The sequence below is a fragment of the Arcticibacterium sp. genome (assembly GCF_055134445.1).
This window is the reverse complement of the sequence record NZ_JBSRVI010000047.1, coordinates 1-25,551: the sequence shown is the minus strand read 5'-3', so window position 1 is coordinate 25,551 and position 25,551 is coordinate 1. Positions and strand designations below refer to the sequence as shown.

Annotated in this window: 28 protein-coding genes; 19 read left to right on the top strand and 9 right to left on the bottom strand. The window is 36.7% G+C overall.

The annotated features are described in order from the left end of the window. From ACTBZY_RS07095 to ACTBZY_RS07055, 9 genes are all read left to right on the top strand, one after another. On the top strand, positions 1-647 hold a 647-nt coding region (locus tag ACTBZY_RS07095; protein ID WP_463045656.1), incomplete at its 5' end, for a 3-coathanger stack domain-containing protein. Between the two features lie 225 nt (positions 648-872). Continuing rightward, positions 873-1,202 carry a LytTR family transcriptional regulator DNA-binding domain-containing protein gene (locus tag ACTBZY_RS07090; protein ID WP_463045655.1) on the top strand — a complete coding sequence of 110 codons (330 nt, stop codon included), beginning with the start codon at positions 873-875 and terminating at the stop codon, positions 1,200-1,202. 172 nt (positions 1,203-1,374) lie between these two features. Further along, positions 1,375-4,125, top strand: coding sequence for an ATP-binding protein (locus ACTBZY_RS07085; protein WP_463045654.1), 2,751 nt, complete (start codon positions 1,375-1,377; stop codon positions 4,123-4,125). A 472-nt stretch (positions 4,126-4,597) separates the two neighbouring features. Then, a complete protein-coding gene (locus ACTBZY_RS07080) occupies positions 4,598-4,936 on the top strand; it encodes a LytTR family transcriptional regulator DNA-binding domain-containing protein (RefSeq protein ID WP_463045653.1) in 339 nt (112 codons plus the stop codon). Positions 4,937-5,024: 88 nt separating this feature from the next. Continuing rightward, entirely contained in the window at positions 5,025-5,162 is a 138-nt protein-coding gene (locus tag ACTBZY_RS07075; protein WP_463045652.1) for a hypothetical protein, read from the top strand. Between the two features lie 42 nt (positions 5,163-5,204). Then, the gene (locus tag ACTBZY_RS07070) at positions 5,205-5,369 is read left to right on the top strand and encodes a 3-coathanger stack domain-containing protein (RefSeq protein WP_463045657.1); all 165 of its coding nucleotides are present in this window, start codon (positions 5,205-5,207) and stop codon (positions 5,367-5,369) included. A 42-nt stretch (positions 5,370-5,411) separates the two neighbouring features. Next, positions 5,412-7,889, top strand: coding sequence for an Ig-like domain-containing protein (locus tag ACTBZY_RS07065; protein ID WP_463045651.1), 2,478 nt, complete (start codon positions 5,412-5,414; stop codon positions 7,887-7,889). 296 nt (positions 7,890-8,185) lie between these two features. After that, complete coding sequence (locus tag ACTBZY_RS07060; RefSeq protein ID WP_463045650.1) at positions 8,186-8,536, top strand: hypothetical protein; 351 nt, start codon at positions 8,186-8,188, stop codon at positions 8,534-8,536. Next, a complete protein-coding gene (locus tag ACTBZY_RS07055; RefSeq protein ID WP_463045649.1) occupies positions 8,537-9,580 on the top strand; it encodes a BspA family leucine-rich repeat surface protein in 1,044 nt (347 codons plus the stop codon). A gap of 244 nt (positions 9,581-9,824) precedes the next feature. On the opposite strand, the gene ACTBZY_RS07050 is transcribed toward ACTBZY_RS07055, so the two are convergent. From ACTBZY_RS07050 to ACTBZY_RS07030, 5 genes are all read right to left on the bottom strand, one after another. Beyond that, on the bottom strand, positions 9,825-11,039 hold the full coding sequence (locus ACTBZY_RS07050; protein ID WP_463045648.1) for a bifunctional alpha/beta hydrolase/OsmC family protein: 1,215 nt from the start codon (positions 11,037-11,039) through the stop codon (positions 9,825-9,827). Positions 11,040-11,124: 85 nt separating this feature from the next. After that, a complete protein-coding gene (locus ACTBZY_RS07045) occupies positions 11,125-11,646 on the bottom strand; it encodes an N-acetyltransferase family protein (RefSeq protein WP_463045647.1) in 522 nt (173 codons plus the stop codon). Continuing rightward, a complete protein-coding gene (locus ACTBZY_RS07040; RefSeq protein ID WP_463045646.1) occupies positions 11,615-12,088 on the bottom strand; it encodes a DUF6428 family protein in 474 nt (157 codons plus the stop codon). Before ACTBZY_RS07040 ends, ACTBZY_RS07045 begins: the two co-directional genes overlap by 32 nt. A 229-nt stretch (positions 12,089-12,317) precedes the next feature. Then, on the bottom strand, positions 12,318-12,641 hold the full coding sequence (locus ACTBZY_RS07035; protein WP_463045645.1) for an ArsR/SmtB family transcription factor: 324 nt from the start codon (positions 12,639-12,641) through the stop codon (positions 12,318-12,320). 60 nt (positions 12,642-12,701) lie between these two features. Beyond that, entirely contained in the window at positions 12,702-13,973 is a 1,272-nt protein-coding gene (locus ACTBZY_RS07030; RefSeq protein WP_463045644.1) for an amidohydrolase family protein, read from the bottom strand. Positions 13,974-14,092: 119 nt separating this feature from the next. On the opposite strand from ACTBZY_RS07030, the gene ACTBZY_RS07025 reads away from it, so the two are divergent. The 5 genes from ACTBZY_RS07025 (at position 14,093) to ACTBZY_RS07005 (ending at position 18,137) form a co-directional block, all read left to right on the top strand. Continuing rightward, positions 14,093-14,230 (top strand): hypothetical protein, encoded by a 138-nt coding sequence (locus ACTBZY_RS07025; protein WP_463045643.1) that lies wholly within the window; start codon positions 14,093-14,095, stop codon positions 14,228-14,230. 283 nt (positions 14,231-14,513) lie between these two features. Further along, on the top strand, positions 14,514-15,161 hold the full coding sequence (locus tag ACTBZY_RS07020; RefSeq protein ID WP_463045642.1) for a hypothetical protein: 648 nt from the start codon (positions 14,514-14,516) through the stop codon (positions 15,159-15,161). Positions 15,162-15,599: 438 nt separating this feature from the next. Further along, positions 15,600-16,019: a VOC family protein gene (locus ACTBZY_RS07015; RefSeq protein ID WP_463045641.1), complete on the top strand. Its 420-nt coding sequence runs from the start codon at positions 15,600-15,602 to the stop codon at positions 16,017-16,019. A 334-nt stretch (positions 16,020-16,353) separates the two neighbouring features. Then, a complete protein-coding gene (locus tag ACTBZY_RS07010; protein WP_463045640.1) occupies positions 16,354-16,692 on the top strand; it encodes a DoxX family protein in 339 nt (112 codons plus the stop codon). 140 nt (positions 16,693-16,832) lie between these two features. After that, positions 16,833-18,137, top strand: coding sequence for an MFS transporter (locus ACTBZY_RS07005; RefSeq protein ID WP_463045639.1), 1,305 nt, complete (start codon positions 16,833-16,835; stop codon positions 18,135-18,137). Positions 18,138-18,423: 286 nt separating this feature from the next. On the opposite strand, the gene rluF is transcribed toward ACTBZY_RS07005, so the two are convergent. Genes rluF through ACTBZY_RS06990 form a run of 3 tightly spaced genes read right to left on the bottom strand, consistent with a single transcriptional unit; the run spans position 18,424 to position 20,383 of the window. Then, on the bottom strand, positions 18,424-19,146 hold the full coding sequence (rluF, locus tag ACTBZY_RS07000) for a 23S rRNA pseudouridine(2604) synthase RluF (protein WP_463045638.1): 723 nt from the start codon (positions 19,144-19,146) through the stop codon (positions 18,424-18,426). Further along, on the bottom strand, positions 19,137-19,862 hold the full coding sequence (locus ACTBZY_RS06995) for a hypothetical protein (RefSeq protein ID WP_463045637.1): 726 nt from the start codon (positions 19,860-19,862) through the stop codon (positions 19,137-19,139). Before ACTBZY_RS06995 ends, rluF begins: the two co-directional genes overlap by 10 nt. Beyond that, a complete protein-coding gene (locus ACTBZY_RS06990) occupies positions 19,859-20,383 on the bottom strand; it encodes a DinB family protein (protein WP_463045636.1) in 525 nt (174 codons plus the stop codon). The genes ACTBZY_RS06995 and ACTBZY_RS06990 overlap by 4 nt, the downstream gene beginning before the upstream one ends. Positions 20,384-20,536: 153 nt before the next feature. Between ACTBZY_RS06990 and ACTBZY_RS06985 the strand changes: the two genes are divergently transcribed. From ACTBZY_RS06985 to nadD, 4 genes are all read left to right on the top strand, one after another. Beyond that, positions 20,537-21,172, top strand: a complete 636-nt coding sequence (locus tag ACTBZY_RS06985) for a sigma-70 family RNA polymerase sigma factor (RefSeq protein ID WP_463045635.1) — start codon at positions 20,537-20,539, stop codon at positions 21,170-21,172. A 39-nt stretch (positions 21,173-21,211) separates the two neighbouring features. Next, positions 21,212-21,529, top strand: coding sequence for a hypothetical protein (locus ACTBZY_RS06980; RefSeq protein WP_463045634.1), 318 nt, complete (start codon positions 21,212-21,214; stop codon positions 21,527-21,529). Positions 21,530-21,609: 80 nt separating this feature from the next. Continuing rightward, positions 21,610-22,209: a guanylate kinase gene (gene gmk, locus ACTBZY_RS06975; protein ID WP_463045633.1), complete on the top strand. Its 600-nt coding sequence runs from the start codon at positions 21,610-21,612 to the stop codon at positions 22,207-22,209. A gap of 2 nt (positions 22,210-22,211) precedes the next feature. Continuing rightward, positions 22,212-22,784, top strand: a complete 573-nt coding sequence (gene nadD / locus ACTBZY_RS06970) for a nicotinate (nicotinamide) nucleotide adenylyltransferase (protein ID WP_463045632.1) — start codon at positions 22,212-22,214, stop codon at positions 22,782-22,784. Here the strand turns inward: nadD and ACTBZY_RS06965 are convergent. After that, positions 22,781-23,539: a type III pantothenate kinase gene (locus ACTBZY_RS06965; protein WP_463045631.1), complete on the bottom strand. Its 759-nt coding sequence runs from the start codon at positions 23,537-23,539 to the stop codon at positions 22,781-22,783. The two genes, nadD and ACTBZY_RS06965, sit on opposite strands and share 4 nt — an antisense overlap. Before the next feature lie 423 nt (positions 23,540-23,962). Here ACTBZY_RS06965 and ACTBZY_RS06960 point away from each other — a divergent pair, with 423 nt between their 5' ends. Then, a complete protein-coding gene (locus tag ACTBZY_RS06960) occupies positions 23,963-25,504 on the top strand; it encodes a hypothetical protein (protein ID WP_463045630.1) in 1,542 nt (513 codons plus the stop codon). Positions 25,505-25,551: the final 47 nt, after the last annotated feature.

Below are 25,551 nucleotides of genomic sequence, written 5' to 3'. Positions count from 1 at the left end.
CCAATGGTGTAGCATCAGGAGAAGCATTTGAAGCTAATTATTATACGTTCATAGCTAGAGGCTTTGACCAAAATAACTCTCAAGGCAATGTAGTAGTAGGGCCAGATGAATTACACTTTTCTATAGTTCGTGGGGATAGAGCAATCACAAGCCCGACACTATCAACGAATGCTATATGTGCAGGTACCAGTCTTACGGTTTCAGCTACAGCCTCAGGCGTATTTAGTTTCAATGTGGGAAATGTATATCAAGCATATCTATCCGACCAAAACGGAAACTTTGGGAATCAGATATTGATAGGAAGCTCCTCAGACCCGACTAGTATAGCTTGTACTATTCCAAACAATCTACCTAGTAGTTCAAACTACAAAGTGGTGGTTCGTTCTAGCTCACCCATGGTTTCTTCAGCAGCCTCTGGAAGTCTCTCCATTATTTCTTCAAATGTCAGTTTAGTTTCACCAACGAATGACATTTTGAATTTGACAAAAACGGAGAAAGCGGTGCAGGCCATAAATGCTACCAATAAAGTAAACGGAAGTGCTAATGTGAGTTATAAGGCTGGAAATTATATTCTATTAGAGCCAGGATTTACGGCAAATGGCGGTACCGTTTTCAGTGCGAAGATTGAAGCGGTTTGTCCGCTGTAAATAATATTCTAGTGTAATAACAAAAAGGTCTTTCATGATATGTTTCTGAGAGGCCTTTTCTGTTTCTGAAATTAATTATTGAATACTATTAATTGCGATTTGGTTTCAGAAAACTCCACCGCCATAAACAAGTAGTTTTACCTATTTCCCATCTTTAAGAGATGTATTAACTTTGTTTACCACTAAGGATAAAACAGCCCACCGGTTGTTTCAGACTGCGTAGCCATGAAACCATATATACATATAGGAAGCTTCAGAGAAGTTCATCCTAACGAGATTGCTTTTTTTGAGGCCATCACTAATTACACTAAAGTTCATTTTATTAATGGAGAAGTATTTTTGACTTGTATTACCTTAAAATCGATTGAAAAGAGGTTTTCACACATCACATTTTTCTTTAGACCGAATCGGAAAGTCTTGATAAACTTAAATTATTCAAAGTATATCAAGGAAACTGACTCATTTAAGATTAATGATGAAAAGCTCTTTCCTATATCTAGGAGGAGAAAATCTAGCGTCATTAAGATTCTAAGAAGTATGGGTTATCGCGTTTAAAGTATTTTTGTTTCAAGTTTTGTTTAACTTATTGATAATAATATCAATGAGTTTGGCGTGGCTTTTGGGGTGTATTTTGTAATGTTTTAAGCGTACTTGTCAGTGCCGTATTTATGTTAGCATTCTAATCTAAAAATTTGATATCTTTGAAAACCCCTATAAAAGATAATTAATGCCAAATTTGCATAAAGGAAACCTTATAACAGTCTTGCTCATCCTTAAGAGCATGGCCTCATTTAGTCAGGTTGTTCAACTCAAAGAAAAGGATACTTCTTTTAAAAATATCACACCTTCCACCGAGGTTTTCATGGACGAGAGCGGTATCTTAACCGTGGATGAAGTTCAAAATAAAGCGTTTAAGAAACCGAATAAAAGGAATATTATTTTCCCGTTTTCTAATAGTGTTTTTTGGTTGAAAGTGAATTTAGAAGGTTTAGAAGGAGCTCCAAGGGAATGGGTTTTACACTTGAAAAACGAGCTTACTGAAGATGTAACTTTTTACGAATTTAACCCATCCACTTCTAAGTTTGACTCCACAAGTCATTGGGATATAGTGAGTTCTAAGAAAAATGATTTTAATGGTCAGGAACCATTTTTTAACTTTAATCTGCAAGGGAAAAAGACGCTTTTGCTTCGTATTGAATCTCAAAGGGCATTGGTAAGCCTATTAGCTATTTATCCAAAACAAACTAGAACTAAAGTACTTTTAGACGATTTTGGACAGAGGAAGTTCGTGAACGGTCTGCTCGTTTTCAGGCTTTTGCTCGTGTTAACCTTAGGTCTTTTTGTTATAAGGGATATTGGCTTCAGAGCATATTCTTTTTTGATTTTGATCAAAACAATAGGTTACTGGGGCTTAATAAATGTGTTGGGCTTGACTTTAAGTAGTAATCCTTTGGTGGTACAGAAATTAAATTTTTTGTTTTATGCCATTTCACCTATCGGAGGCTTAATTTTTAGTTTGGCGGTATTACCATTTTTTGGCTTGCCCGCTTGGAGTAAGAAGGTTATCTATCTATTTATAGCCCTAACGGTGGCTGTACACGTTTTAGTCCAGATTGATTATAATTGGGTTTATTTGTTAGTTGGTACGGGTATAATTGTGTTTTCTGGTTTATATCTTATGGCTTTATTCGCTATTTCGGTTTACAGAAAATTGCCAGTTCAAAAATACTACTCCATTCCATTTCTTTTAGGTTTATTGAGCTATGTGCTTATGAATATTCGCATCTTATTTCAGATGCAAATACCTCATATCTCTAGTATTGCATTTTTCTTGTTTGTAGGGGAGATTTTGGTATTTATTTTCTTCTTAGGGAAAATATTTAGAGAGACGGAAGTGAAGCATGTTTTGGCAGCTGAAAAGCTCAAAAATGAGGAAATTCAGTCCATTAAACTATTGGAGTTAGATAATCTTAAAACCAGTTTTTTTACCAACATTTCTCATGAGTTAAAAACACCACTAACCCTCATTTCTGGGCCAGTGGAGGAGTTAAGAAAGAAATACCCTGAAGAGAAGCTTTTAGGGATGATTAGACCAAATTTGAATAGACTAAGGCAATTAATAAATCAAATCCTTGATATTCAGAAACTGGAGGCGGGTAAACAAGAAGTGAAAATAATTAGAAAGGATTTGGCAAAGCATTTAAGAATGCACGTATTTTCTTTTCAGTCATTGGCAGAGTCTAAAAGAATTCAACTCGGTTTTACGCAGAATAGAGATGAATTTGAAGCTCTTTTTGATGAAGATAAATTGAATAAAATCATTGACAATTTACTGTCTAATGCTGTAAAATATACGGAGAAAGAGGGAGAGGTAAAAGTTAAGGTCGTATTACAAGAAGAGCCAAAGGTATTGCAAATAAGTGTAAAGGATACCGGTTTTGGTATATCTGAGAAAGATTTACATTTTATTTTTGATAGGTTCTATCAAGTTAATAGTGATAATTATCAAGGGTCTGGGGTAGGTCTGGCTTTGGTAAAGGAATTGGTGGCTTTATTGAAAGGTACCATTGACGTTAGTAGTAAAATAGGGGAAGGGAGCACCTTTTTAGTTTCTTTACCAGTAGGAGAAAATATTTGGGGAGGCATAGTTTCCGAAAATACAGATGCGGAAGAGGAGGAATTGCTAAATGAGTTCATTCATGAAGCAGTGAATCAGGATTCTAAAAGGGATTTGGTGCTTTTGGTGGAAGATAATGAGGATATGCAGGAGTATCTCAAAACTATTCTGGAAGGTGAGTATGATATTATTCAGGCTTTTAATGGGAAGGAGGGCTTAGAAAAGGCTAATATGGAAGTGCCAGATATTATTATTTGCGACTTAATGATGCCCGTAATGGATGGGTTTGAGTTTAGTAAAAAAATAAAGGGTCAAGTTGCCTCCAGTCATGTGCCTATTATTATGCTTACGGCTAAATCTTCAAAAGAAAGTAGATTAGAGAGCTTTGATATTGGAATAGATCAATACATGACCAAGCCTTTTGATGCAGATGAGTTAAAAGGGGTGATAAGAAACCGACTGAAAAACAGAAAGAATCTTAGAAAATATTTCAGCACTGAAAGCAATACATTACTTACAAGTGAGCCTAATGTTAGTCCATTGGAAAAGTACTTTATAGATGGCCTGAATAATTATTTAGAACTGAATTATTCCGACTCTGGACTTTCTGTAATTCATATAGCTCAAAATATGGAAATGAGTGACACACAATTAAGACGTAAACTGAAGAATATCAGTGAGTACTCTCCCAATGAATATGTAAGAAAGTTTAGGCTTCAAAAGGCGGAGGTGATGTTAAAGAAAAGTGAAAAAACTATCTCTGAAATTGCTTTTGAAGTGGGATTTGAAAACCTTTCATATTTTTCAAAAATATTTCAACAGGAGTATGGGTGTTTGCCCTCCGAATACCTTTCTAAATAGTGAAGAACAGTGATTCTAATTAAAAAAAAAGGCTACTAAGCCTTTAAGAAGCTTAGTCATGGGTTTGACAGAAAACTAAAGTGTGAAAGTCGACTTCTCCATAGCCTAAATATGGAGGCATAAACCTTATGATGGTCACCAACGAATAACGCCATCTAATTTTATCTTCACATTTCTGTGGCAGATAGCATTTCTTAAGGAATAGGTTATTCGACATGATTCAAGCTTATAACCGGAGCTATAGATGTCTGGTTTTATTTCTTAAGAAGCGTATTAATGGCTTCCCAACTCAGGTTTGAAATAATCTATGCTATTTTCTAAAATAGTCTATCAAACGTTGAAATTCGGGGTATCTGAGTAAAAAAAGTTGGTTTTGCCTGAAATGAGTTAAAGATTGTCCGAAATGCGTTAATGAAATGACGCGGTAATGTTGATATTTGGAGAGCTTAATTATCAACTAATTACTCCAAATATGCAAACACTTATACTACCGGGGAAAGAAATTATTGAGACGGAAAATATCGTTTACTTAGAGAGTGATAGTAACTACACTATTATTTATACAACCTCACTACCTAATAAAATTATTACTGCGAAAAGCCTATGCTATGTTCAGGAAGCATTGAGCTCAAAATCCTTCATCAGGATTAATCGCCAACAAGTCATAAACATTGCTTGCATTACCAATTTTTGGGAAGAGAAGGATACGGTTAGTATTGAAATTTTTAATGGAGATTTATTTAAAACATCCAGAAGAAGAACATCCTCCGTCTTGAACTTAATTAACCCCTTTCGATATGATAAAAAGTAACCTTTGCTCCATACTGCTATTTTTGACAAAGACCTTATTAGGTCACAGCCACTAATACAGCTGCTATTGGTGATTTTGACAAGGTGGCATGTTGCTAACAAGGTATGATGTAGAGACAAGCAGTACATTACTCGGAGCTTGTGTTTCGCTTACCCAAAAGCCAACGGGAAATACCATCAATTATGCAGCTAGTCATGTTGGTATAGGTCCAAGAGCCGCAGTTTAGAATTTAAATCCAGCTGACGAAGATAATAAGGTCGCACGGACTATCGATTATTCACATCAAACTGGCTACGAATACATCCATGCGACTAACAGTCTCAAACCTCTGGCAGATATTATTTATCACAGTGGTAAAGCGGTGAAAGTGAACCCAGGTTTTGAAACAGAAAGCACCCTGTTTTTCTTACCCGTGCAGATTTGTCCAGAATGATTTTTAATGTGATAAGATTTTGAAACTTAATTGTCCATAATTATGAAAACGTACAAACTAGTTAAATTGACCCTGCTTTTTAGTATTATTTCTAATATATCGTTTGCCACCATTCGGTATGTAAAACCAACAGCCTCAGGAGCGGCAGATGGTACCTCTTGGGCAAATGCTTCAGCAGATATACAGGCTATGATTAATGCTTCAGCTAGCGGAGATGAAGTCTGGGTGGCTGCTGGTGTTTATAAGCCATTAAAGGACGAATCTGGAAATGCTTCACCAGGAAACCTTCGAACCAAAACTTTTCTTCTCAATATAAGTATAACCATTTATGGAGGTTTTACAGGGACAGAAACGAGCCTAAATCAAAGGAACTTTGTGAATAACAATACTATATTGTCTGGAGATATTGATAATAATGATACCAATACGGATGCTAATAATATAGTAGAAAATGTTTCAGATAGGCAGGGGAGCAATGCATATCATGTTTTAACGTGTTCTAATGGCACACTGGATGGTTTAATTATTACTGCTGGGCATGCTACTAGTTCAGAATCTGACGGTGGAGGAGTCTTGGTTACTAGTGGAGCTCCTACATTTAATAACATTAAGTTTTATGGAAATGAGGCCTCAGATGGAGGAGCCATAAATATTAACGGTAGCGGCATTCAAGCTTCCAATTGCATCTTTGTAGGGAATAAAGCTGGGAATGGAGGAGCAATAACTGCTAGGTCAGGGCAAGTATCTCTTACAAACTCTCTTTTTACTGACAACCTTTCTACAACATACGGAGGAGCAATTGAGGCAAACGGAGCTACACCTCTTTTACTTGTCAACTGTACTTTTTCTAAAAATTCTTCTAATTTTCGTGGAGGAGCACTTTATTTAAGTCAGTCGGCTACAGTAACCTTGAAGAATTCAATTGTTTGGGCAAATACAGCCAGTAACTCAGGGAATAACTATTATTTTTCTCAATCTTCCTCAGGAAATGCCAGTTATAGCATAGTTCAGAGCTCAGGAGGGAGTGGTGGCTGGAATGCTAGTTTCGGCACTGACGGTGGAAATAATTTCGATAAAGATCCTCTTTTTCTTGATGAAAATAACCCAGAAGGGGTAGATGGGAAGTTTAATACTGCAGACGATGGATTCCAGCTAACTGGATGCTCGGCAGGTGTAAATTCTGGTAATGCAAGTGGTGCTCCTGCAAATGATTTGACTTATAGTGCAAGGCCATATGGAGGTACAATAGACATTGGAGCTTATGAGTTTTCAGGTACTCCTACCTATTTGGCAAGCCCAACAAATGTCTCTTCTAGTTTGAGCACTATTGATTGCGGTTCTTCCGTATCGCTTACTGGAACATGTTCCGCAGGTGTTTTAACTTGGTATACTAGCAATAGTGGAACCTCTAATATAGGTACAGGAACAAGCTTAAGTGTTAGTCCTAATAATAATCAAAGCTATTTTGCCACGTGCGAAGAGGCCTCTGGTTGCAGCAGTTTGAATAGAGTAAAAATAGATATAACTGTAGTCGGAGTAGAAATCCCGACGAATATTATGGCGAATAAAACAGAAGGTTGTTACGGTGAGGATGTTACATATTCCGCAACTTGTGCATCAGGCACAATTACATGGTATAGGTCTAATGTTTCAAGCTCACAAGGTACTGGGCCGAATTTTACAATAGGATTATCGACTGTTACGTACCAAGTAGCTTGTAAGGAAAGTTCGAGCTGTGAAAGTGTTAAAGTGAATGTTCCGGCTGTAAATATTACGGTTAATCAACCTATTAATCGCAGTGCAAGTGTTAATTCCATATGTACAGGAAATAGTGTATTAGTTTATGCTACTTGTGAAACAGGAACGGTGGCATGGTTTGATTCTTACTCTGGAGGTAATTTTCTTGGTTTGGGTACGGGTCTAAAGGTTTTTCCAACTCAATCGGTTTATAGGTTTTATTCTGAATGCCAAACGGAAAGCTGTAATACAACACGAGCAAGTGTAGTTAATATTACAGTAAGTGGTACAGTGGCTCCTTCTATTCCAACTTCCGTTTCCGTAAACAAAACCGAAGTATGTGCTAATACAGATATTACACTTTCAGCTAGCTGCTCTACAGGAATTATAAAATGGTACACCCAAGCTGCTGGAGGATCGAATATTGGATCTGGGCAAAGCTTTGATTATAATGTTAATACAACTGCAACTTATTATGTCGCATGTGAAGATGGCTCGTGCAAAAGCGACAGAGTAGCTACTGTCGAAGTAACCATTTTGCCAAGTTCTAGCGGTATATCAAACTATCTAAATTTGACCAGTAATATTACTGGAACAGATACCAAACAAGCCATAGAATACATTACGGCATCCAATAAAATTATTGCACTTGCACCTGAGAATATAGAGTACCCTACCAATGTTACTTATCATAGTGGAAAAGCCATCAATTTGGCACCTGGCTTTGAGGTTGAAAATGGTTCGGTTTTTCTAGGTAAAGCAGACCTCGCGGCTTGTCCATAAATCATTAATAATAAGTGCGTGTGTTCGGTAAGTGACTTGAGATTTAGGTTTTACGCCCCTTTTTGCCTGAAATGAGTTAAAGATTTTTTGTGTTTTATAAAAGGTTTGTGTAACATTTTATAAATCATTGAGCATGAAAAAAATTATACTCCTCATTGCATTCTTAGTTGCAAGCCTGGTATCATCAGCTTGTTTTCGCGTTAAAGTCGGTAGAACGCAATAAAGCTTTTCCTAATGATTCCAAAACGACTATACATGACACTGCTTTGGCGAGTTTGCCATTCATCACCACCTAGATGACCGATAACGCTGGAACATCCAACAGTTCTTCCATTACTATTCCTACTACAGGAACAGGTTACAACTTTGACGTGGACTGGTACAATGATGGCACCTATGACGATTTCGGACGAACAGGCAACGCAACCCACGATTACGGTATAGCTGGAACATATACTGTGGCAATTAGAGGAGATTTTCCAAGAATATATTTTAATAGTAGTGGTGATAAAAGTAAGATATTATCTGTTGAACGATGGGGAGATATAGCTTGGAAAAGTATGTCAAATGCTTTTAAAGGATGTAACCAATTCAATGTTCTTGCCTCGGATGCTCCAATACTAACATCGGTAAGCGATATGTCTTAAATGTTCTCTGATTGCTCAATTAATGGCAACATATCTAATTGGAACAGGTCCACAATTACCAATATGACGGGTGTTTTCGCCGAAACATTTGGTTTTAATCAAAATATTGATTCTTGGAATGTGTCGTCCGTAACCAATATGTCATTCATGTTTAGACATGCTGCTTCTTTCAATCAACCACTTAATTCATGGAATGTTTCATGGGTTACTAATATGTATAGGATGTTTTTTGCTGCAGGAAAGTTTAACCAAGGCCTCAACTCATGGGACGTGTCGCAGGTAACCAATATGGGAGGAATTTTTCAAGATGCTACAGACTTCAATGGTAACATTGGCTTATGGGATATTACGTCATTAACTTCTATGAGCTCAATGTTTAGAAACGCCCCGGCTTTTAACCGAGATATCAGTGCTTGGGATATAGCAGGTTATGCCAATGAAAATTTAGGTAATACGAGTCCTTTGCAAAATTGTGCGGCTCAATCAACACGTAATAACCTTATCAACAATAAGGGTTGGACTATTACAGATGATACCTATATAGGAACGTGTCATTCACCTATGGTCACTACGCAGCCGATAAGCAAATTTGTCTGCGAAAGTGAGGCCGTCACTTATTCAGTAACAGCCACCAATACCACCTTATACCAATGGCAGGTTAAAACGGGTGCAGGAGCATTTGCCAATTTAAGTAATGGTGGTGTGTATAGTGGTGTTACAAGTTCTGTATTACAAATAAGTAATGCTGCAGGTTTGGCAGGCAATCAATACAGGGTTATAGCTTCTAACCCAAATGGAAATTCACTGTCAGCTACGCTAAGTACTGTGCCGTCTACACTCACACTGATCAACCCAAATGATAATGTTTCGGCAGCTAACGCTGGTACGCTGAAAGCTACAGATTCTATAGTAGCCACTAACAAGATATTAGCAACTGGAATTGTTCGCTACGAAACGGCTATGTTTATTGCCCTCAATCCTAGTTTCTCAACAGAAAGCGAAGCTGTTTTTACCGCAAAAATTAATCAAAATATTTGCCCATAATTCGAGGTCACTTTTTAGCCATTTTTAAAAACACCCGCCTCAAAACGCATTATAACACACTTTCGTCTGAAATGAGTCAAAGAATGTTAGAAATGAGTTAATGAAATATTGTTTTTTTCGTCATCTTTGTAATAACTGATGCGGACTTTATAGCCACGAATAATTAACTTCGGATGGTCCGAAAAAACATTAGTTATCTTTAGGGGTAAAGGTGAGAGTGAGGCTTTACGGCCTCACTTTTCATTCATATTAGCTCTGTTTCTATCACGATGGCATCGGATGTTAGTGTTTTATGAACAGGACATTTAGATGCAATTTCTTTTAATCTGAGACTTTGTTCTTCAGTAAGGTTTCCAACCAGCTTAAGCTTCTTATGAATTAAGTCCAGTTGACCCACCTTCGTTGTTTCTACAGAAGTATCGTCGGAATGTGTTTTAGAGTGACTGATATAAACATAGATTTCCTGTAAGTCCCATTTTTTTCTTTGAGCGTATAGTTTTAATGTCATTGCGGTACAAGCCGCCAATCCTGCATTAAGCAATTCATAAGGATTTGGTCCAAAATCATCTCCACCTACGGAGATAGGTTCATCCGCAGTTAAACTGTGTTTTTTGGTTTGAATAGAAGTGGTAAAGTTGTCGTTTATAAGGTCTAAGTGTCCCACGAGCTGTTCTCCCGCCGTATTTAAAACCTGGGATTCAATGTCGGGGAAATATCTTTTAGCCCATGAACCTATCACGGAACCAGCATATTCGCTGTCTTCCTTTTTCATGAGCAAGTGGTCTGCTTTGTCCAATGAAATAAAACTCTTAGGATGAAATGCCTGTTCGTATAGTTCTTGGGCATTTTCTATGCCTACAATGGTGTCTTGCGGCGAATGTAAAATAAGAAATGGTTTTTTTAGAGCGTGGACTATTTTTGGAAGGTCAGTATTGTCAAAGTTTTCTACAAAATCCTTATTTATAGTAAAAGGTCGACCCCCAATATTCACTTCTACAAGATCCTGTTTTTCAAAATCCGGCTTATTGTATGTGAAAAGTTTTTTTACATGTTCTACATTTGATGGGGCACCAATGGTGGCTACGGCTTTTACGTCATCTAGTTTTGATGCAGCTACCAAAACTGCCGCACCACCCAGAGAGTGACCGATAAATAAACTTGGTGCGGCATAATGCACTTTCATGTATTCGTGGACATCCATAAGGTCGTTCACGTTGGCCGTAAAATGACTCTCTGTAAAAGAACCTTCGCTGAGTCCCAAACCCGTGAAGTCGAATCTTAAGACACCAAAACCATGTTTGGTTAATGCTCTGCTAATGTTTTTTACCGCGTTTAAGCTCCCACTACAGGTGAAGCAATGACCGAAAATAGCATATTGTGAAGGTTTCTGATCCGCTGGAAGATCTAAAAAGGCATTCAATTGATAGCCTTTGGCGTTTGGGATTTCAATTTTTGGCATGACTCAGAATTATTTAAGGTTTGTGTAGCTTAAATAACGAAATAATCTGTCAATGAGATTTCGAAACTAGAAATGAAATGAATGCTTAGATTATAAATAAAGCACTTCGTCTTTCCAAAAGGATATTGTCATACCAAACTCCCATTCGTTGCCCTATTTTTTCGCGAATACCCACTTCACGAAAACCTAATTTTTTATGTAATAAGAGACTTACAGTGTTTTGAGGGAAAATTTTGGATTGCAAAGTCCAGATGCCGTACTTCTCACTTTCTTCAATGAGCTTTTGAAGCAATAAAGTACCAAAACCTTTACCGCACGCTTGCGGGTCAATATAGATACTTACTTCGCATACACCTTTATAAACCTCTCGCTGTGAGGTAGGGCTTAAAGCCGCCCAACCTTTAATAATGTCATTTTCTAAAATGACTAAGCGGCCAATTTCAAGATGACTTTTTTCCCAAGCTTCCCATTCTGGGGCTTGTAACTGGAAAGTAGCTATGCCCGTATCTATGCCTTCTTGATAGATGGTTTTCACTGCTTTCCAGTCTCTCTTTAGCATTGGTCGTATCTGCATTCTAGCAGCATCCGCCACCCGGCGTGCAAGCATTTTCTGTAGAAGCTCCTACGGTCTCCAATCTTATTTTTTGTTTTCCTTCCGGAATGCCACAACTGTCTTTTGCTAAGCAATCTGTGAACTTTGAATTTAAAACGAAATGCTCGCCATCAAAGTCGAGTCCGTATTTACCAATGGTTGCCCCTTGATACTCCACTTCTACTTCTAAATCTTCCATGCCTAACACTTTTTGGGAAAGGGCTATGATGTCGTTTAGTTTTTTTGGTGCTAGTCTGTGGTCGTGGTCTTCGGCAGACCAAAGTTGAAAATTGGCTACTTTTTCGTTTCTAACCGTACCGCCACAGTCTATAAAGTTTTTGGTAATCATGCCCACTTCAGTGACGTGAAAGTGTTCTGGAACTTTTGTGCCGTCGGCTAATTTGAATTGTAAATCTGAGATGCCTTTAAGGCTGTTTTGTACTTCTGATAGTTTCATTTTGTTTATATATTTTGATATGTATTATTGCGATATTGCGATGGTTAGTTCTAAATTTTTTTGCTTAATTATGTATTAGAGAATCGTGACGTCAGATTAAAAAGGCAATGAATAAGGTACTTAAAATTCGAAAGCATAGTAATGCTATGGTTGATGATTCTAAGGGAGTTCATGTCCAGATTTTCAGTCATTTTAACTCGTAATAGGTTTTCTAAGGTATAATTTGGATTTAGCAACAACTACCTTTGTATTTGCCAAACATATTGCTAAATAATTGGTTTATAGCCTCCCAACGTTCTGGGTGAATGCAGTAGCTCATAGAAACGCCTTCTATGGTTCCCTGAATAATCCCAATGTCTTTTAATTCTCTTAAGTGCTGACTAATGGTAGCTTGTGCCAAGCCTAATTCTTGTACCAAATCGCCATTAATGCAGGCATTGGCAGCCAAAAGGTATTCCAAAATTGCCACACGAGCAGGATGCGAAAATGCTTTAGCCACTTTAGCCAATTCGTTTTGCTCTTGCGTAAATAAATCTGTTTTGGTTATTCCCATTGTTTAAATTATTACATTGCAATATTACGATTAATGATTTTTCCAAGCAAGTTATTTCAACTATTTCTTCAAAACCTCACCACCAATCCACACGGATGAAATGGCTCTGCTGTTCCGTATGTTTTCTAAAGGATTGGCATCGAGTAAAATAAAATCAGCTATTTTTCCTTCTTGAAGGGTTCCTAAATCTTTTAGTTTCAAATATTCAGCAGCATCGCCTGTGGCAGATTTGATAATTTGTTCGGGCGTCATTCCAGATTCTTGCATCAGCTCCATTTCCAAATGCTCAAAATAGCCTTGAAATCTGGTCGGCATTCCGCTATCTGTTCCCATACAAATAGGTAGACCTGCTTTAACTAATTTACCAAGATTCGTTTTAGCCATTTTGAGGGCATTTTTGTTGGCTTCGAAACTGTCACTATTTCTAATGCCTCTCTGTCTTTCCGGATCCAAAAGCATTTCTAGTTCATGCGTATTGGCATTTTCTAAAAAGAACGCGTCCTTGAAAAAACTGGGACTATCGGCATAAACAAAAGTGGATAAATCTCTGGTGAGGGTAGGGCAATAGCAGACCTTATTAGTTTTAAGAAGATTGATAAATTCCTCATCTACTTCCTGGTCTCTTACACTGTGAGCTAAAAAGTCAGCTCCAGATTTTACCAAATCTTTCGCAATTTCTAAATCATACATGTGAGCGGCAGTCATAAGCCCATTTTTATGAGATTGCTTTATTACGGTCTTATATATTTGTGGTTTCATGGCTTCTGAGCGTCCTCTGTTATTATCGACCCTAATTTTAATGAAGTCTGTACCGTTTTTAACATTGACATCTACTTCCTTTGCTGCGTCTTCTTTGTTGGTTCCAGTGATTATCTCTCCAGCTATAAATAACCTTGCTCTATTCAGAGCAATGCTGGTGTCATTTTTAGTTTGAAAAGCCTGTGCTTCTTTTCGATCTTCGCCCAAACTTACCACAGTGGTAATTCCAAAACGAGCATAAAGTTCTAGTTGTTCTTGAATGTTTTTTGAAGAATAATGCTCTGCATCTACCTTATCATAATATCCCACATGGGCATGGGTGTTTATTAATCCAGGTATAATGGTTTTGCCGCTAGCGTCAATAATTTTCGCGTGCGTTGGTATAGGAATGGCTTCCTGCGTACCCACTTTAAATACTGCTCCATCTTTGATAATTAGTACGCCGTTTTCAATGGCCTGACTTCCTGTACCATCAATAATTCTAGCACCTTTAAAGACGGTAAGATGCTTATAGTCTGCTTTTTGGCAGGAAATTGCAAAAAGAGCGAGTAAGAATACATAAATTCTTTTCATAGCGTTTTTTAGGTTTGACTTTAAAACTACAAAAATTGATATAACGAATAATAATATCAAAGTGCCAAATCCACTCATTCACAGTTCCTTAAACTTCTATGCACTTGTTACCTGTCACTATGGAAACAATTTTTACCAACAGAAAGAGACTATTCTGTTTCAAAACCATTTGTCCGGATGAGTTAAGTCTCTTTTCTGATTTTGGATTATCCCTTTTAGGTGGAGGTTATAACACCCATAAAATTCGGAAAGCCTAGTAGTAAAAGCATATTGGATGACACAGCTTTTAGGCACCACTTGGCTACTGACATAATAGCGAGCCTGTTCATTTTATTTCTGGCTTTTTTGGATGGATTAAAACAAAAGGCTAGCTTTCTATAAATAAGAAAGAAACGTTAAAAACGTTTCTTAACCCTTACCGATCGGGAAATGAATATTGATTTAATTGTTTGTATATTAGTGTGTTAAGTTGTTTTTTTGTTATTAATGACCGATTGTAATGCTTAGCCAAATGTTAGTAGCAATTTTAGGACGACAAAAATGAAGCGACATCAATACAAAGACTTGACAATTGAAGTGCTGGATGAACCGACATATAAATATGGATCGGCAGATAACAATTTCAATTATTCAAAGATTTACTTTGGTGACAACGCAGAGCAATACCCTAGATCAAAACATGGGCTCAAAATTTATCGAGACGACCAGATTATTGACAATTGCATTATTATCGGCTCAGGCGGTGCGACAGGTGTTAATGAAAACACATCGCTTATCGACAATGACCAAATTTTAATGTGTTGTTGCGACACAATATTTTGTTTGAAACTTCCTGATCTTGAAATAAAATGGAAAACTCAGACTGACCAAGCAACATGCTTTGAAATTTATAAATTACATGACGACTATATTGTTCATGGAGAAATTACAATATCACGGCTTGACAGAGAAGGAAATATTAAGTGGCAATTTGGAGGTTCGGACATTTTTGTTTCGTTTGACAATGAAGAAGCATTTAAATTAAATGATGACCACATTGCGTTGACAGACTTTTATAATATAAAATACAATATAGACTTTGACGGAAAAGTGATGTGGACATCACTCAAGCCGACAGATAAAATTGTAGGTAACAGCATCTTGCCAAAAGCAGGGTGGGGGTGGTTACATAAACTTTTTGGCAATTAATAAACATTAGTGCAACTTAAAAGGGCAGTGCTCCGAAAGCCCCGCCTTTAACTAAACGTTAGTCAGAATCCCTCATTTTAGAGGAACTAAAAAAGAAAGCTTGCTTACGGCAGAAATGCCTTAAGTTTAAAAATATTAATCGAATGAAAGCTCGTTTTACTAATTGGTGCATGCAGAAATGTTAGCCCGATCAGAATCTTGGAGATGGGAGCATTGACAAAAGAAAATTGGCGGAGCTTTAAGCTACCCCGTTCAATATTTATTAATTCCAAAAGCATGCTCCTGATTTGATTATTTTTAAAATTAATTCCCAAAACAAGACCCATTTTTGGAGGGTAAAGGATTTTTTGTGCTTTTGTGAATTATAGTCTAAATTGGACATAAAACCATTAGTCACAACTATAATGAGTTAAACAATATGCTAACAATCAATCAATCATGGCAAAACAAATATTTATCAATTTAGCAGTAAAAGACCTTCAAAAGTCTATGGATTTTTATGCTGCATTGGGGTTTACAAACAATCCACAATTTTCAGACGACAACGCAAAATGTATGGTGTGGAGTGAAAGCATTTTCGTTATGTTATTGACATACGAAAAGTTTGCAAACTTTACATCTAAACCTATTGCAGACACCAAATCCAAAATTGCAGGACTCTTTTCCCTGTCCTTAGAAAGTATAGATGAGGTAAATGACATAATGACAAATGGACTTTCTGCAGGAGGAATAGAACCTAACGAAATGAGAGATTACGGTTTTATGACACAACGAACCATTGAAGATTTTGACGGGCATACTTGGGAAGTGTTTTATATGGATATGACTAAATTTCCCAATGAACAAGCGAGTGAATAATAAAAGCTAGAGATCACATGTGCTATGTTGATCATGCTTTTGCTTTTAACCCGGATTATGCGTTGGGGAATCGTTATGAGTTTTAAAGTACAATAAATCAGATAATTAAAGGGAATAAGCATAACACCGCTATGGTGTTTGAGGTTAAATGGGTTTACGTACTGATTTGTGTTACCCTGAGCTTGCCGATGGGAAGCAATTTAGCTACGGTCCCGATAAAATCGGGAGATTTTCTAATGCATAGAGCGGGTTTAATAAATTATAACAAACCAGATGACTAAAAGAAATAAAATTATCTATTGGTTTGCTACAATTTGGCTTGGCTTAGCAATGATTGCAAGATGGGATACAACAAGTATTTAATATAGGTGGTTTCGTTGATATAATGGAGCGATTAAGTTATCCATCTTATTTTTCAATGATAATTGGCTCTTGGAAAATACTAGGAGTTATAGCAATAATCATCCCTAAATACCCAGTGATAAAGGAATGGGCATATGCAGGTTTTTTCTTTGTAATGTCAGGTGCTATATTTTCACACATAGCAGCTAGTGAAGAATTAATTGAGATACTTCCAGCACTTTTTCTTTTAATTTTAACCGTAATCTCTTGGTATATTAGACCTGAGTATAGGAAAATAATCTCAAAAAAGAACGAAAATGGAAAAAACTAAAAGTGTAGATTAATATATCGCCCATACGGATGAAAAAGCTTGTTTGACATAATTTGGTTTACAGATATCTTTTAGGTCAATTTTAAATCAATTGCTCTATCTTGCCATCCCTTTTCAAACAATAAGATTGTATTCCCTTTATGGATTTTATTAAAAACCAAAAGAAAGTAATTCGTGCATGGTGTATGTACGACTGGGCCAACTCCGTTCATAATCTGGTTATTACTTCCGTTATTTTCCCTATTTATTTTCATGCCACTGCCGTAAATGAAGACGGCGGAGATGTCATCAACTTCCTAGGTTTTGAACTTAATAATGATGTACTGTACTCCTATACACTTTCTTTAGCTACGCTTTCGCTGGTTATTTTAAGTCCAATTTTAACGGGAATAGCAGATTATAGTGGTCGCAGGAAGTTCTTTATGAAATTTTTCTGCTATCTGGGAGCAGCTAGCTGTATGTACTTTTTCTTTTTTACCAAGGATAATATCACTGCGGCGGTCATCGCGTTTGGCTTGTCTTTAGTGGGTTGGGGAGGCTCTGTAGTCTTTTATAATTCCTTTTTGCCAGATATTGTTACGGAAGATAGATTTGACAAAGTCTCTGCCACAGGTTTTGCATATGGATATGTAGGTTCGGTTTTATTACTCATTACTAACTTAGCTATGATTATGAAACCTGAGTTATTCGGACTGACACAAGCAGATTCCGATTCTGGCTTTACATCACGAATCGCATTTATTACGGTAGGTATTTGGTGGGCTGTCTTTGCTCAAATTCCATTTTACTATTTGCCTAAAGACCAAAGCAAACCTTTTCAGATGCAATGGATTAAGAAAGGCTTCTTAGAGCTGAAGAAAGTTTATAAAGAGATGCAAACTAAAAAACTTATCAAAAGATTTTTAGCAGCCCTTTTTGTGTATGATATGGGTGTGATGACAGTCATTTATGTGGCAGCCTTATTCGCCGATAAAGAACTGAATATTCCTACGCAAGGTCTAATTATAACCATTCTTTTAATTCAGTTGGTAGCTATTCCGGGATCTTACTTGGCTTCTTTTTTATCTAGAAAATATGGAAATACTATAGCTTTAAGAATAATTGTGGCTGTTTGGGCTACGGTACCATTGGCGGCATATTTATGCACCACTGCCGAGCAATTTTATGTGATTGCCTCTGTGGTAGGCTTGGTAATGGGAGGTGTACAGTCGCTTTCTAGGTCTACTTATGCCAAGCTAATTCCGGAAGGAACAAAAGATGTGGCCTCTTATTTCAGTCTTTATGATGTGGTGGAGCGTTCTGCTACAGCCATTGGTACGTTCTTCTTTGGTTTCATTATTCAGCAGACAGGCGATATGCGAAACTCAGTGCTGTTAATCTTGGTGCTTTTCGTGATAGGTTTTCTATTGCTAATGAGAATTCCATCAAAGCATATTTATGATTGATAACTCGAAGGTCGTTAAATGATGTATCTTAAAAAGTCCCAGAGCCTCGGTAGCAAAAAAATAAAAGCAAAGTCCCATAGGGACGATACATTGGTAGAAAAATTAGATGGTTTGCAACAAAAAGCCCCATCGGGGCAATATCTGTGTATCCAAGAAATAAAACCTAAGTCAAAATGTCCCGTAGGGACTTAATATAGGTAGAAAAAACAAAAGCGTACCTACAAAGAAAGCCCATTAGGGGCGATATATCGGTAAATTCCCGAAGATAAAAACACAACAAAAACAATTAATCAAAAGTTTTCGCCGAGTCCGCCACCAATCTATTGATTTCAGCCAGTTCCTGGGTCGTTAGATTTCTCCATTTGCCTATTGGGGTATCTAATTTAATGTTCATAATTCTCACTCTCTTTAGCGTGATTACCCTATAATCTAGGTGCTCGCACATCCTTCTGATTTGCCTATTAAGCCCCTGCGTCAAAATAATTCTGAATTCAAATTTACCCGTTTGCTCCACGAAACATTTCTTAGTAATGGTATCTAGTATAGGAACACCCATTCCCATTCTTTGAATAAAATTATTGGTTACGGGTTTATTGACACTCACTATATATTCCTTTCCGTGGTTGTTTCTAGAACGTAGAATTTTGTTTACCATGTCGCCATCATTGGTCAGTAAAATCAAACCTTCGCTGGCTTTGTCTAATCTGCCGATAGGGAAAATGCGTTTCGGGTGATTGACAAAATCAATAATATTGTCTTTTTCTACACCTACGTCTGTGGTACAAACGATACCCACAGGCTTATTAAGAGCAATGTAGATGTATTCTTCCTTCGGCTTGTTAATAGATTTTCCATCTACCGCTACCTCATCTTCAGGGCTTATTTTCGTACCCATTTCTGGTACAATGCCATTGATGGTAACTCTTCCTTCTTCTATAAGTTTGTCGGCCGCTCTTCTAGAGCAGTAACCAGCCTCACTTAAAAACTTATTTATTCTTGTTAATGACATGAAATCAGTTGGTCGTAAATCCTTTTAAATTGAAGGTCGCTATATCCAAAAGTAGGCTCTTGAGAGCAAAATTGTTCAAAGGCTTCCTGTAAATCTGGCTTATTTGTATCTAACAAAATTCGTTTAACGGCGTTCGTTAAATCTCCATTTATTCTGCGTTCGTTTGCTTTGGCGGCGGTCAATAGGAAAGGAAGTGTTTTTCTATGTGCTGCTGCCAATGCTTCTATTTTAGATTGATCGGCACTTTGAAAAGCAGGCCATAAGCCTTTTAAAGTAGCTAATTCGGAAGAAGAGACCGCTATTTTGTTTGCAAGAGATTGTTTTAAATCTTCGGAATTCATATTTCCAAATCCAAACTCGCTGTTAGGTAAAACTAGATAGACCGTTTGGTTTTTTAGTAAGGAGATAACAAACCATAAATTAACTTGACAAAATAGGTCAAACTCAAACCACAAGTGAGTGGTAGCATTCTCTGGAAGGGTTGATATTTTTTCAAATTCCGAAACCACATCTTTGAAATAATCGATTTTGACATGCTCGGTTTCCACGTAGTGATTCAGATAGGCAGCCCTTAGTTCAAAAAGTTGGTTCAAACTATGTGCCTTTACAACTCCATCTACTAGTGCTTCTCTACATATTATAATCTCCCCAGAAATATCCTTTGGGAGTTGATGTAAAAGCATGTCTCCATTAAGTATGTGGTAGGTCAAGCTCATGCAGAAAGCAAAGGGAAATAACGCTCTTCTAAAACTTGATAATGATGATTGGCATGACCTATGATAACAAAACCAAGGGCCAGAACACTAATGTCACTCGCAAAAGTTACTCCTGTCCTTTGAAGCATTTCTGCGTTAAAACTCTTAAAAAGAGTGGTAGCAGCAGCTCTTACACTTTCCCATTCTTCCATTAAATCGTCCACGGTTCTGTCGGATACGGAGGTGTTTTTCGCAAAATCCTGTTCGTCAAAACCTGGCAAAACTGTTTTGTCATTTCTGGCAAATCGTAATGCTCTGTAGGTCATAATTCTTTCGGTGTCAATAATATGCTGTAAAATATCTTTCACGGTCCACTTGCCGGCAGCGTAAACTTCATCTTCCAAAGCCTTTAATTTTGCTATGTCAGCCATAATGGCAGTAGGTTTGTTTTTTTGAAATGCAACATCTAGTGGCACATTGTCTACCTTTCTAATGTATCTATCAAAGAAAACAGGTAATTCTGGCATGTCCGACCACTTCATTGTCATGAGGTATTGTTTTTGATGGTAGTACAAAAAACGGCACCCTTTTGTCAATAAAAAAGGCCTTTTAAATAAAAAGACTATTAATTAAGTTTTTGTAAACCTTAATTGCCAATGAGTCGTAATTTAAGATGGCACTAAAAAAGTGAAACAATGGAAGAAGAAGCTATAAATAACGAAGAAGAGGCTTTAGAAGCAGATGAGCTGAACAAGAAGCCTCGATATTCGGAAACGGAAAAGTATAAGGTTTTTGATGCTGAGTTTATGCCTCATATAGACTCCATGTATAATTTCGCCTTTCGTCTAACAAATGATGAAGACGGAGCAAATGACCTCGTACAGGATACCTATATGAAGGCCTTTAGATTCATTAATTCCTTCCAGCAAGGCACTAATGCTAAGGCTTGGCTATTCCGTATATTAAAAAACTCTTTTATAAATGATTATAGAAAAAAGAGTAAGGAACCTGCCAAAGTAGATTATCAAGAAGTAGAGTCTGTTTATAACTCTGCAGACGAGCCTCAATATAATGGAACAGTAGATTTAAGAACCGAAATGGTTCATGATCTTATTGGTGATGAGGTTGCTATGGCTTTAAACGGACTACCCGTAGATTTTAGGACGGTTATTATATTATGCGATATTGAAGGCTTTACTTATGAAGAAATGGCTAAGATTTTAGACATCCCAATCGGAACGGTAAGATCTAGATTACATAGAGCTCGGAACTTATTGAAAGAGAAATTGCGTTCTTACGCTACAAGCATGGGATATAAGGAGTTACGCTAATATCACATAGGTCTAAAAAGTTTAAATTTAAGTTTTCAAATGAGCGAGGTTAAAATATCTGAAGTAAAACATAATTGCGAGAATCATGAACGATGTATGCAAATGATTCAAGCGGTTTTGGACGGTTCAGCTTCTAAGGAAGAAATGGAGCACTTCAAAAATGAAATGGATACGTGTTTGCCTTGTATAGAAGGACATGAACTTCAGAAAAGTATTAAAGACGCTTTAAGTGTGAAGTTGGAGAAAAAATGTTGTCCCAAAGCAACTGTTTCATCCATCAGAGAAAAGTTAGGTTTTGCTACAATGATTGTAGCCATTGCTATACTTCAGCTTAAAGTGATTCAAGCTGTTTTTTAAAATAGTTTCTTAAGTATAACGGCATCCACTGAAATGAATTTCAGTGGATTTTTTATTTTTGTGCAACCAAAACGCTATACATGGGCAAAGCCATCATTTTTTGTGCACCTTCTGGGTCTGGAAAGACCACACTTGTAAAACACCTTTTATCTACGCATGAAGACCTAGGGTTTTCTATATCAGCATGTACAAGAGATAAAAGAGGCAGAAACGAAACCCATGGAGCAGACTATTATTTCTTAAGCATAGATGAGTTTATTGAACGCATCCAGGCCGACGAATTTATAGAGTGGGAGGAGGTTTATCCAGGGGGCTATTATGGCACCCTTAAAACGGAGATTGAAAGACTGTGGTCAGAAGGCAAAAATGTCATTTTTGATGTGGATGTAAAAGGGGGTTTGCAGCTCAAAAAATACTTTGGAGATAAGGGTTTGGCTATTTTTGTCAAAGTGCCCAACGAGGTAGTTTTGGAAGAAAGGTTACGAAATAGGGGTACAGAAACTGAAGAAAGTATTTCAAAAAGACTTTATAAAGTAAAGTTTGAAATGACATTTCAAGATAAGTTTGACGTAGTGTTACTGAATGATGATTTGGAATCTTCACAAAAGAAAGCCGAACAACTCTACACCGATTTTAAAAATGACGCATTGACAATAGAAACAAAACCGCTAAGAGTTTAAGTATGAAAATTGGTTTGTTTTTTGGCTCCTTTAATCCTATCCATTTGGGGCATTTGATTATTGGAAATACTATGGCCACTCATACAGACTTAAATGAGGTTTGGTATATTGTTTCTCCCCAAAACCCCTTTAAAAAAAATAAGGGCTTACTACATGAGTTCGACAGACTCACGATGGTAGAAAAGGCCATTGCCGATAATCCAAAACTACGGGCTTCTGATATAGAAATGCATCTTCCTAAACCCAGTTATACCATTGACACACTAACTGTTTTAGCAGAAAAATACCCCCAGCATGAGTTTGTGCTTATTATGGGAGAAGATAATCTGGTGCAGTTTGAAAACTGGAAAAACCACGACAAAATATTAGAATTTTATAAACTCTACGTTTATGAAAGACCCAATACCGCTGAGCATAAATTCAGAAAGCACCCCTCTGTGGAATTTGTGGCGGCACCTCTATTAGATATTTCTGCCACTTTTTTGAGAAAGTGTATTAAAGAAGGCAGGTCTATCAAATACATGGTGAAAGAAGAAGTGGAGCAGTATATTGCTTGGAAAGGTTTTTACGCCTAAACTTCCTCGCCAATTACTTTCAAGCCTTTTAGCGTCAAATTAATATCTACATCATCAAACTCCGATTGCAATCCTTTTAATATAGAAGACAAGCCACCCGTGGCAAATACTTTACATGGCGTACCTATTTCCTTTTTAAAATGGGTCAATAAGTTTCTAACTAAACCTTCATAGCCATATAACACACCAGACTGAATAGATTTTAAGGTATTTCTACCAATAGCTTTTTCTGGTAATTCTAAAGGAACTTCTGGCAGCTGTGAAGTCTTAGAAAAAAGAGCATGAACGGCGGTTTTAAGGCCAGGCGTAATGGCTACTCCCAGCACTTCTCCTTTATTACTGACAGCGGTAAAAGTAAGTGCCGTGCCAAAATCCACCACAATACAGGCAGACTGCGAACTTTTAAAAGCAGAAACGGCATTGCAATACAAATCTGAACCAAGTTCTTCAGGGTTTTCAATATCCACAGAGACCTCAGGATGAATTCCTGGCTTAACCACAATGGTTTTGGAAGTACTTAACCTGTTTAGAATGTCTTCAATAATATTAGTTAACTCTGGTACTACACTGCTTAAGACGGTTTTCTGGAATTGGTCGGCTGAAATATTATTTTCCAAAAAGAAATTATGAAGCCCATATTCAAAGAACATAGTGCCTTCATCTTTTTTAGAAGGAATCCGATAAGTATGTTTTAGGTGGTCGCCTTCAAATATCCCAAAAAGAATATCTGTATTACCAATATCTGCAACGAGCATAGACAGGTTAGTTTTTTTGTGAAAATTAAGGAATAAATCTTATTTAAGGTATACGCAGATTCGCATTCATGTATTTGAAGTGATTTATGAGAGCATTTACTTTCTTGATTTTTAGATTTACAGTGGCACTAATTCATTATAAAAAAGCAAGTTTATGTACCGCTAAATCATTAGTTTCATATATACAAATGAACCTTTAAAAACCCATATACGGAGTTCTTTTTTTTTTCAAATGATTGATTATAAGTATTCTATACGCATTTAGCTGCAGCGTAGTTAACAATAATTTTATTAGGAAAATCAATGCATCAAGAATAAATTTGGGGCATCGATTGAAAATGAACTAGTCAAACACTTTCTTTAAATTTACCATTTACCTCTTGGTACAGATGAATTTCCACGTATAAACTTTAACATTCACACATGAAAAATAAAATAATAATGACAATACTCACAACAGTATTTGCAGCGGTTAGCTTTTTAAGCTGTAATACTTCAGATTTAGTTCCGGAAATACCTCTAGTCTTAGAATATTCAATTATAAATGGCGATACCATTCGAATAGCTGTTAATGAGAATATCTCCAAAATCAAACAGAAGGACTTAGATAATAAATACGTAATTATAGGTGATACCGTACTCAATTATCATTCATTGAAGTTGCATGAGGTACCTGAATACTTGTTAAAAGAAGATAAAATAAAAAATAAGGAAGATGAATCACTCCACAATAAACCTTTAAGATATGTGGCTTTTGGTGGAAGCATGTCTGCCGGGGTGCAAAACGGAGGGTATTTCAATGAAGGTATGGCCACAAGCTATCCAAGTTTAATAGCAAGGCAAATGAAATTAGCAAAATTCAAACAACCTGAATTTGCTAATGAAGATTTCAATGGTTTTGGTAGGAAAATTAAAACAGATTATAATCCAACTGGTGGTCCCTTGCCAAAATTCAAATATGTAAGCAATAACCTTGGAATTGAGTCAATATCAGAAAAAAGTATTGGAATGAGTCAACTGACAACAACAGAAATAGACGCAATCAGTGTTCCAATTACAAATAGAACTTACATTGGAGCTAATTTGGTCGGAATTTCTGGTATTGATGAGGAGTCGCAACTATTCTTTTCTTTTCTCTCAAGACTATTCAGTGAAGATAAAGCAAGTATCTATGACTACTATAAAGAAGCTAATTTCGATTTGTATACGTTTGATAGTGGATATGATGATATATTAAATGTAATATTTACGGGGAATCCATCTCTTTTGGGTTACTCCTGGAATACAGACAATACATATAAAGATAACCCAGACTTTCTAACGGACTCTCCAGAACTACGTTTAATAAGATATTTGCATCAGACGGTTAAAGAAAATAAAAAGTCGGATATTAAGGGTTTTTTAGCTACTATCCCGAATGTCTTGGCATTTCCTGTTTTTAACTTATCTAATCAATCTGACTTATCAAAAAATTATGGTATTAATAGGATTTATGTAAGAAATCCTAGAGATTTTTCTGTTCGATTACTTGAGTTTGAAGAACGATTAATTGCGACTTCATCGATAGATTCATTATTAAGCCCTAAAGTGAATATTGCATTAAAGCCAGGGCTTTCAAAAGAGAATCCTTTAAATGTTACAGATGTAATAGGTAGTGGAATTGGTATTAATAATTATATAGAATTTGTCAATACCCATTTTAACAACCTAGGCAAAAAATACGGAGTCAATATTGTAGATTTAAACTCACTTTTCAAGCAAGTTATTGAAGGAAAATACATAACCCATGATGGGCAAAGAGCGGATGCGTCTTATCCCAACGGTAACTTCTTTAATGCAGATGGGATAAGTCTAAGTCCATTTGGTCAAGCTATAGTGGCGAATGAGTTTTTACGGGTAATGAATTCTGTCTATGATACAAAAATCCCACTGATTTCTACGGCTCACTACCTCCAGAAGAAATAGCTAATAAACTTCACGAAATTTTAAAACAACGACCAATGAAAAAATAT

Excerpts from the sequence above, each read along its gene's own strand:
- ACTBZY_RS07090 (WP_463045655.1), top strand. The coding sequence starts at position 873 with ATGAAACCATATATACATATAGGAAGCTTCAGAGAAGTTCATCCTAAC.
- ACTBZY_RS07085 (WP_463045654.1), top strand. The coding sequence starts at position 1,375 with ATGCCAAATTTGCATAAAGGAAACCTTATAACAGTCTTGCTCATCCTT.
- ACTBZY_RS07080 (WP_463045653.1), top strand. The coding sequence starts at position 4,598 with ATGCAAACACTTATACTACCGGGGAAAGAAATTATTGAGACGGAAAAT.
- ACTBZY_RS07075 (WP_463045652.1), top strand. The coding sequence starts at position 5,025 with ATGTTGCTAACAAGGTATGATGTAGAGACAAGCAGTACATTACTCGGA.
- ACTBZY_RS07065 (WP_463045651.1), top strand. The coding sequence starts at position 5,412 with ATGAAAACGTACAAACTAGTTAAATTGACCCTGCTTTTTAGTATTATT.
- ACTBZY_RS07060 (WP_463045650.1), top strand. The coding sequence starts at position 8,186 with ATGACCGATAACGCTGGAACATCCAACAGTTCTTCCATTACTATTCCT.
- ACTBZY_RS07055 (WP_463045649.1), top strand. The coding sequence starts at position 8,537 with ATGTTCTCTGATTGCTCAATTAATGGCAACATATCTAATTGGAACAGG.
- ACTBZY_RS07050 (WP_463045648.1), bottom strand. The coding sequence starts at position 11,039 with ATGCCAAAAATTGAAATCCCAAACGCCAAAGGCTATCAATTGAATGCC.
- ACTBZY_RS07045 (WP_463045647.1), bottom strand. The coding sequence starts at position 11,646 with ATGCTTGCACGCCGGGTGGCGGATGCTGCTAGAATGCAGATACGACCA.
- ACTBZY_RS07040 (WP_463045646.1), bottom strand. The coding sequence starts at position 12,088 with ATGAAACTATCAGAAGTACAAAACAGCCTTAAAGGCATCTCAGATTTA.
- ACTBZY_RS07035 (WP_463045645.1), bottom strand. The coding sequence starts at position 12,641 with ATGGGAATAACCAAAACAGATTTATTTACGCAAGAGCAAAACGAATTG.
- ACTBZY_RS07030 (WP_463045644.1), bottom strand. The coding sequence starts at position 13,973 with ATGAAAAGAATTTATGTATTCTTACTCGCTCTTTTTGCAATTTCCTGC.
- ACTBZY_RS07025 (WP_463045643.1), top strand. The coding sequence starts at position 14,093 with ATGGAAACAATTTTTACCAACAGAAAGAGACTATTCTGTTTCAAAACC.
- ACTBZY_RS07020 (WP_463045642.1), top strand. The coding sequence starts at position 14,514 with ATGAAGCGACATCAATACAAAGACTTGACAATTGAAGTGCTGGATGAA.
- ACTBZY_RS07015 (WP_463045641.1), top strand. The coding sequence starts at position 15,600 with ATGGCAAAACAAATATTTATCAATTTAGCAGTAAAAGACCTTCAAAAG.
- ACTBZY_RS07005 (WP_463045639.1), top strand. The coding sequence starts at position 16,833 with ATGGATTTTATTAAAAACCAAAAGAAAGTAATTCGTGCATGGTGTATG.
- rluF (WP_463045638.1), bottom strand. The coding sequence starts at position 19,146 with ATGTCATTAACAAGAATAAATAAGTTTTTAAGTGAGGCTGGTTACTGC.
- ACTBZY_RS06995 (WP_463045637.1), bottom strand. The coding sequence starts at position 19,862 with ATGAGCTTGACCTACCACATACTTAATGGAGACATGCTTTTACATCAA.
- ACTBZY_RS06990 (WP_463045636.1), bottom strand. The coding sequence starts at position 20,383 with ATGAAGTGGTCGGACATGCCAGAATTACCTGTTTTCTTTGATAGATAC.
- ACTBZY_RS06985 (WP_463045635.1), top strand. The coding sequence starts at position 20,537 with ATGGAAGAAGAAGCTATAAATAACGAAGAAGAGGCTTTAGAAGCAGAT.
- ACTBZY_RS06980 (WP_463045634.1), top strand. The coding sequence starts at position 21,212 with ATGAGCGAGGTTAAAATATCTGAAGTAAAACATAATTGCGAGAATCAT.
- gmk (WP_463045633.1), top strand. The coding sequence starts at position 21,610 with ATGGGCAAAGCCATCATTTTTTGTGCACCTTCTGGGTCTGGAAAGACC.
- nadD (WP_463045632.1), top strand. The coding sequence starts at position 22,212 with ATGAAAATTGGTTTGTTTTTTGGCTCCTTTAATCCTATCCATTTGGGG.
- ACTBZY_RS06965 (WP_463045631.1), bottom strand. The coding sequence starts at position 23,539 with ATGCTCGTTGCAGATATTGGTAATACAGATATTCTTTTTGGGATATTT.
- ACTBZY_RS06960 (WP_463045630.1), top strand. The coding sequence starts at position 23,963 with ATGAAAAATAAAATAATAATGACAATACTCACAACAGTATTTGCAGCG.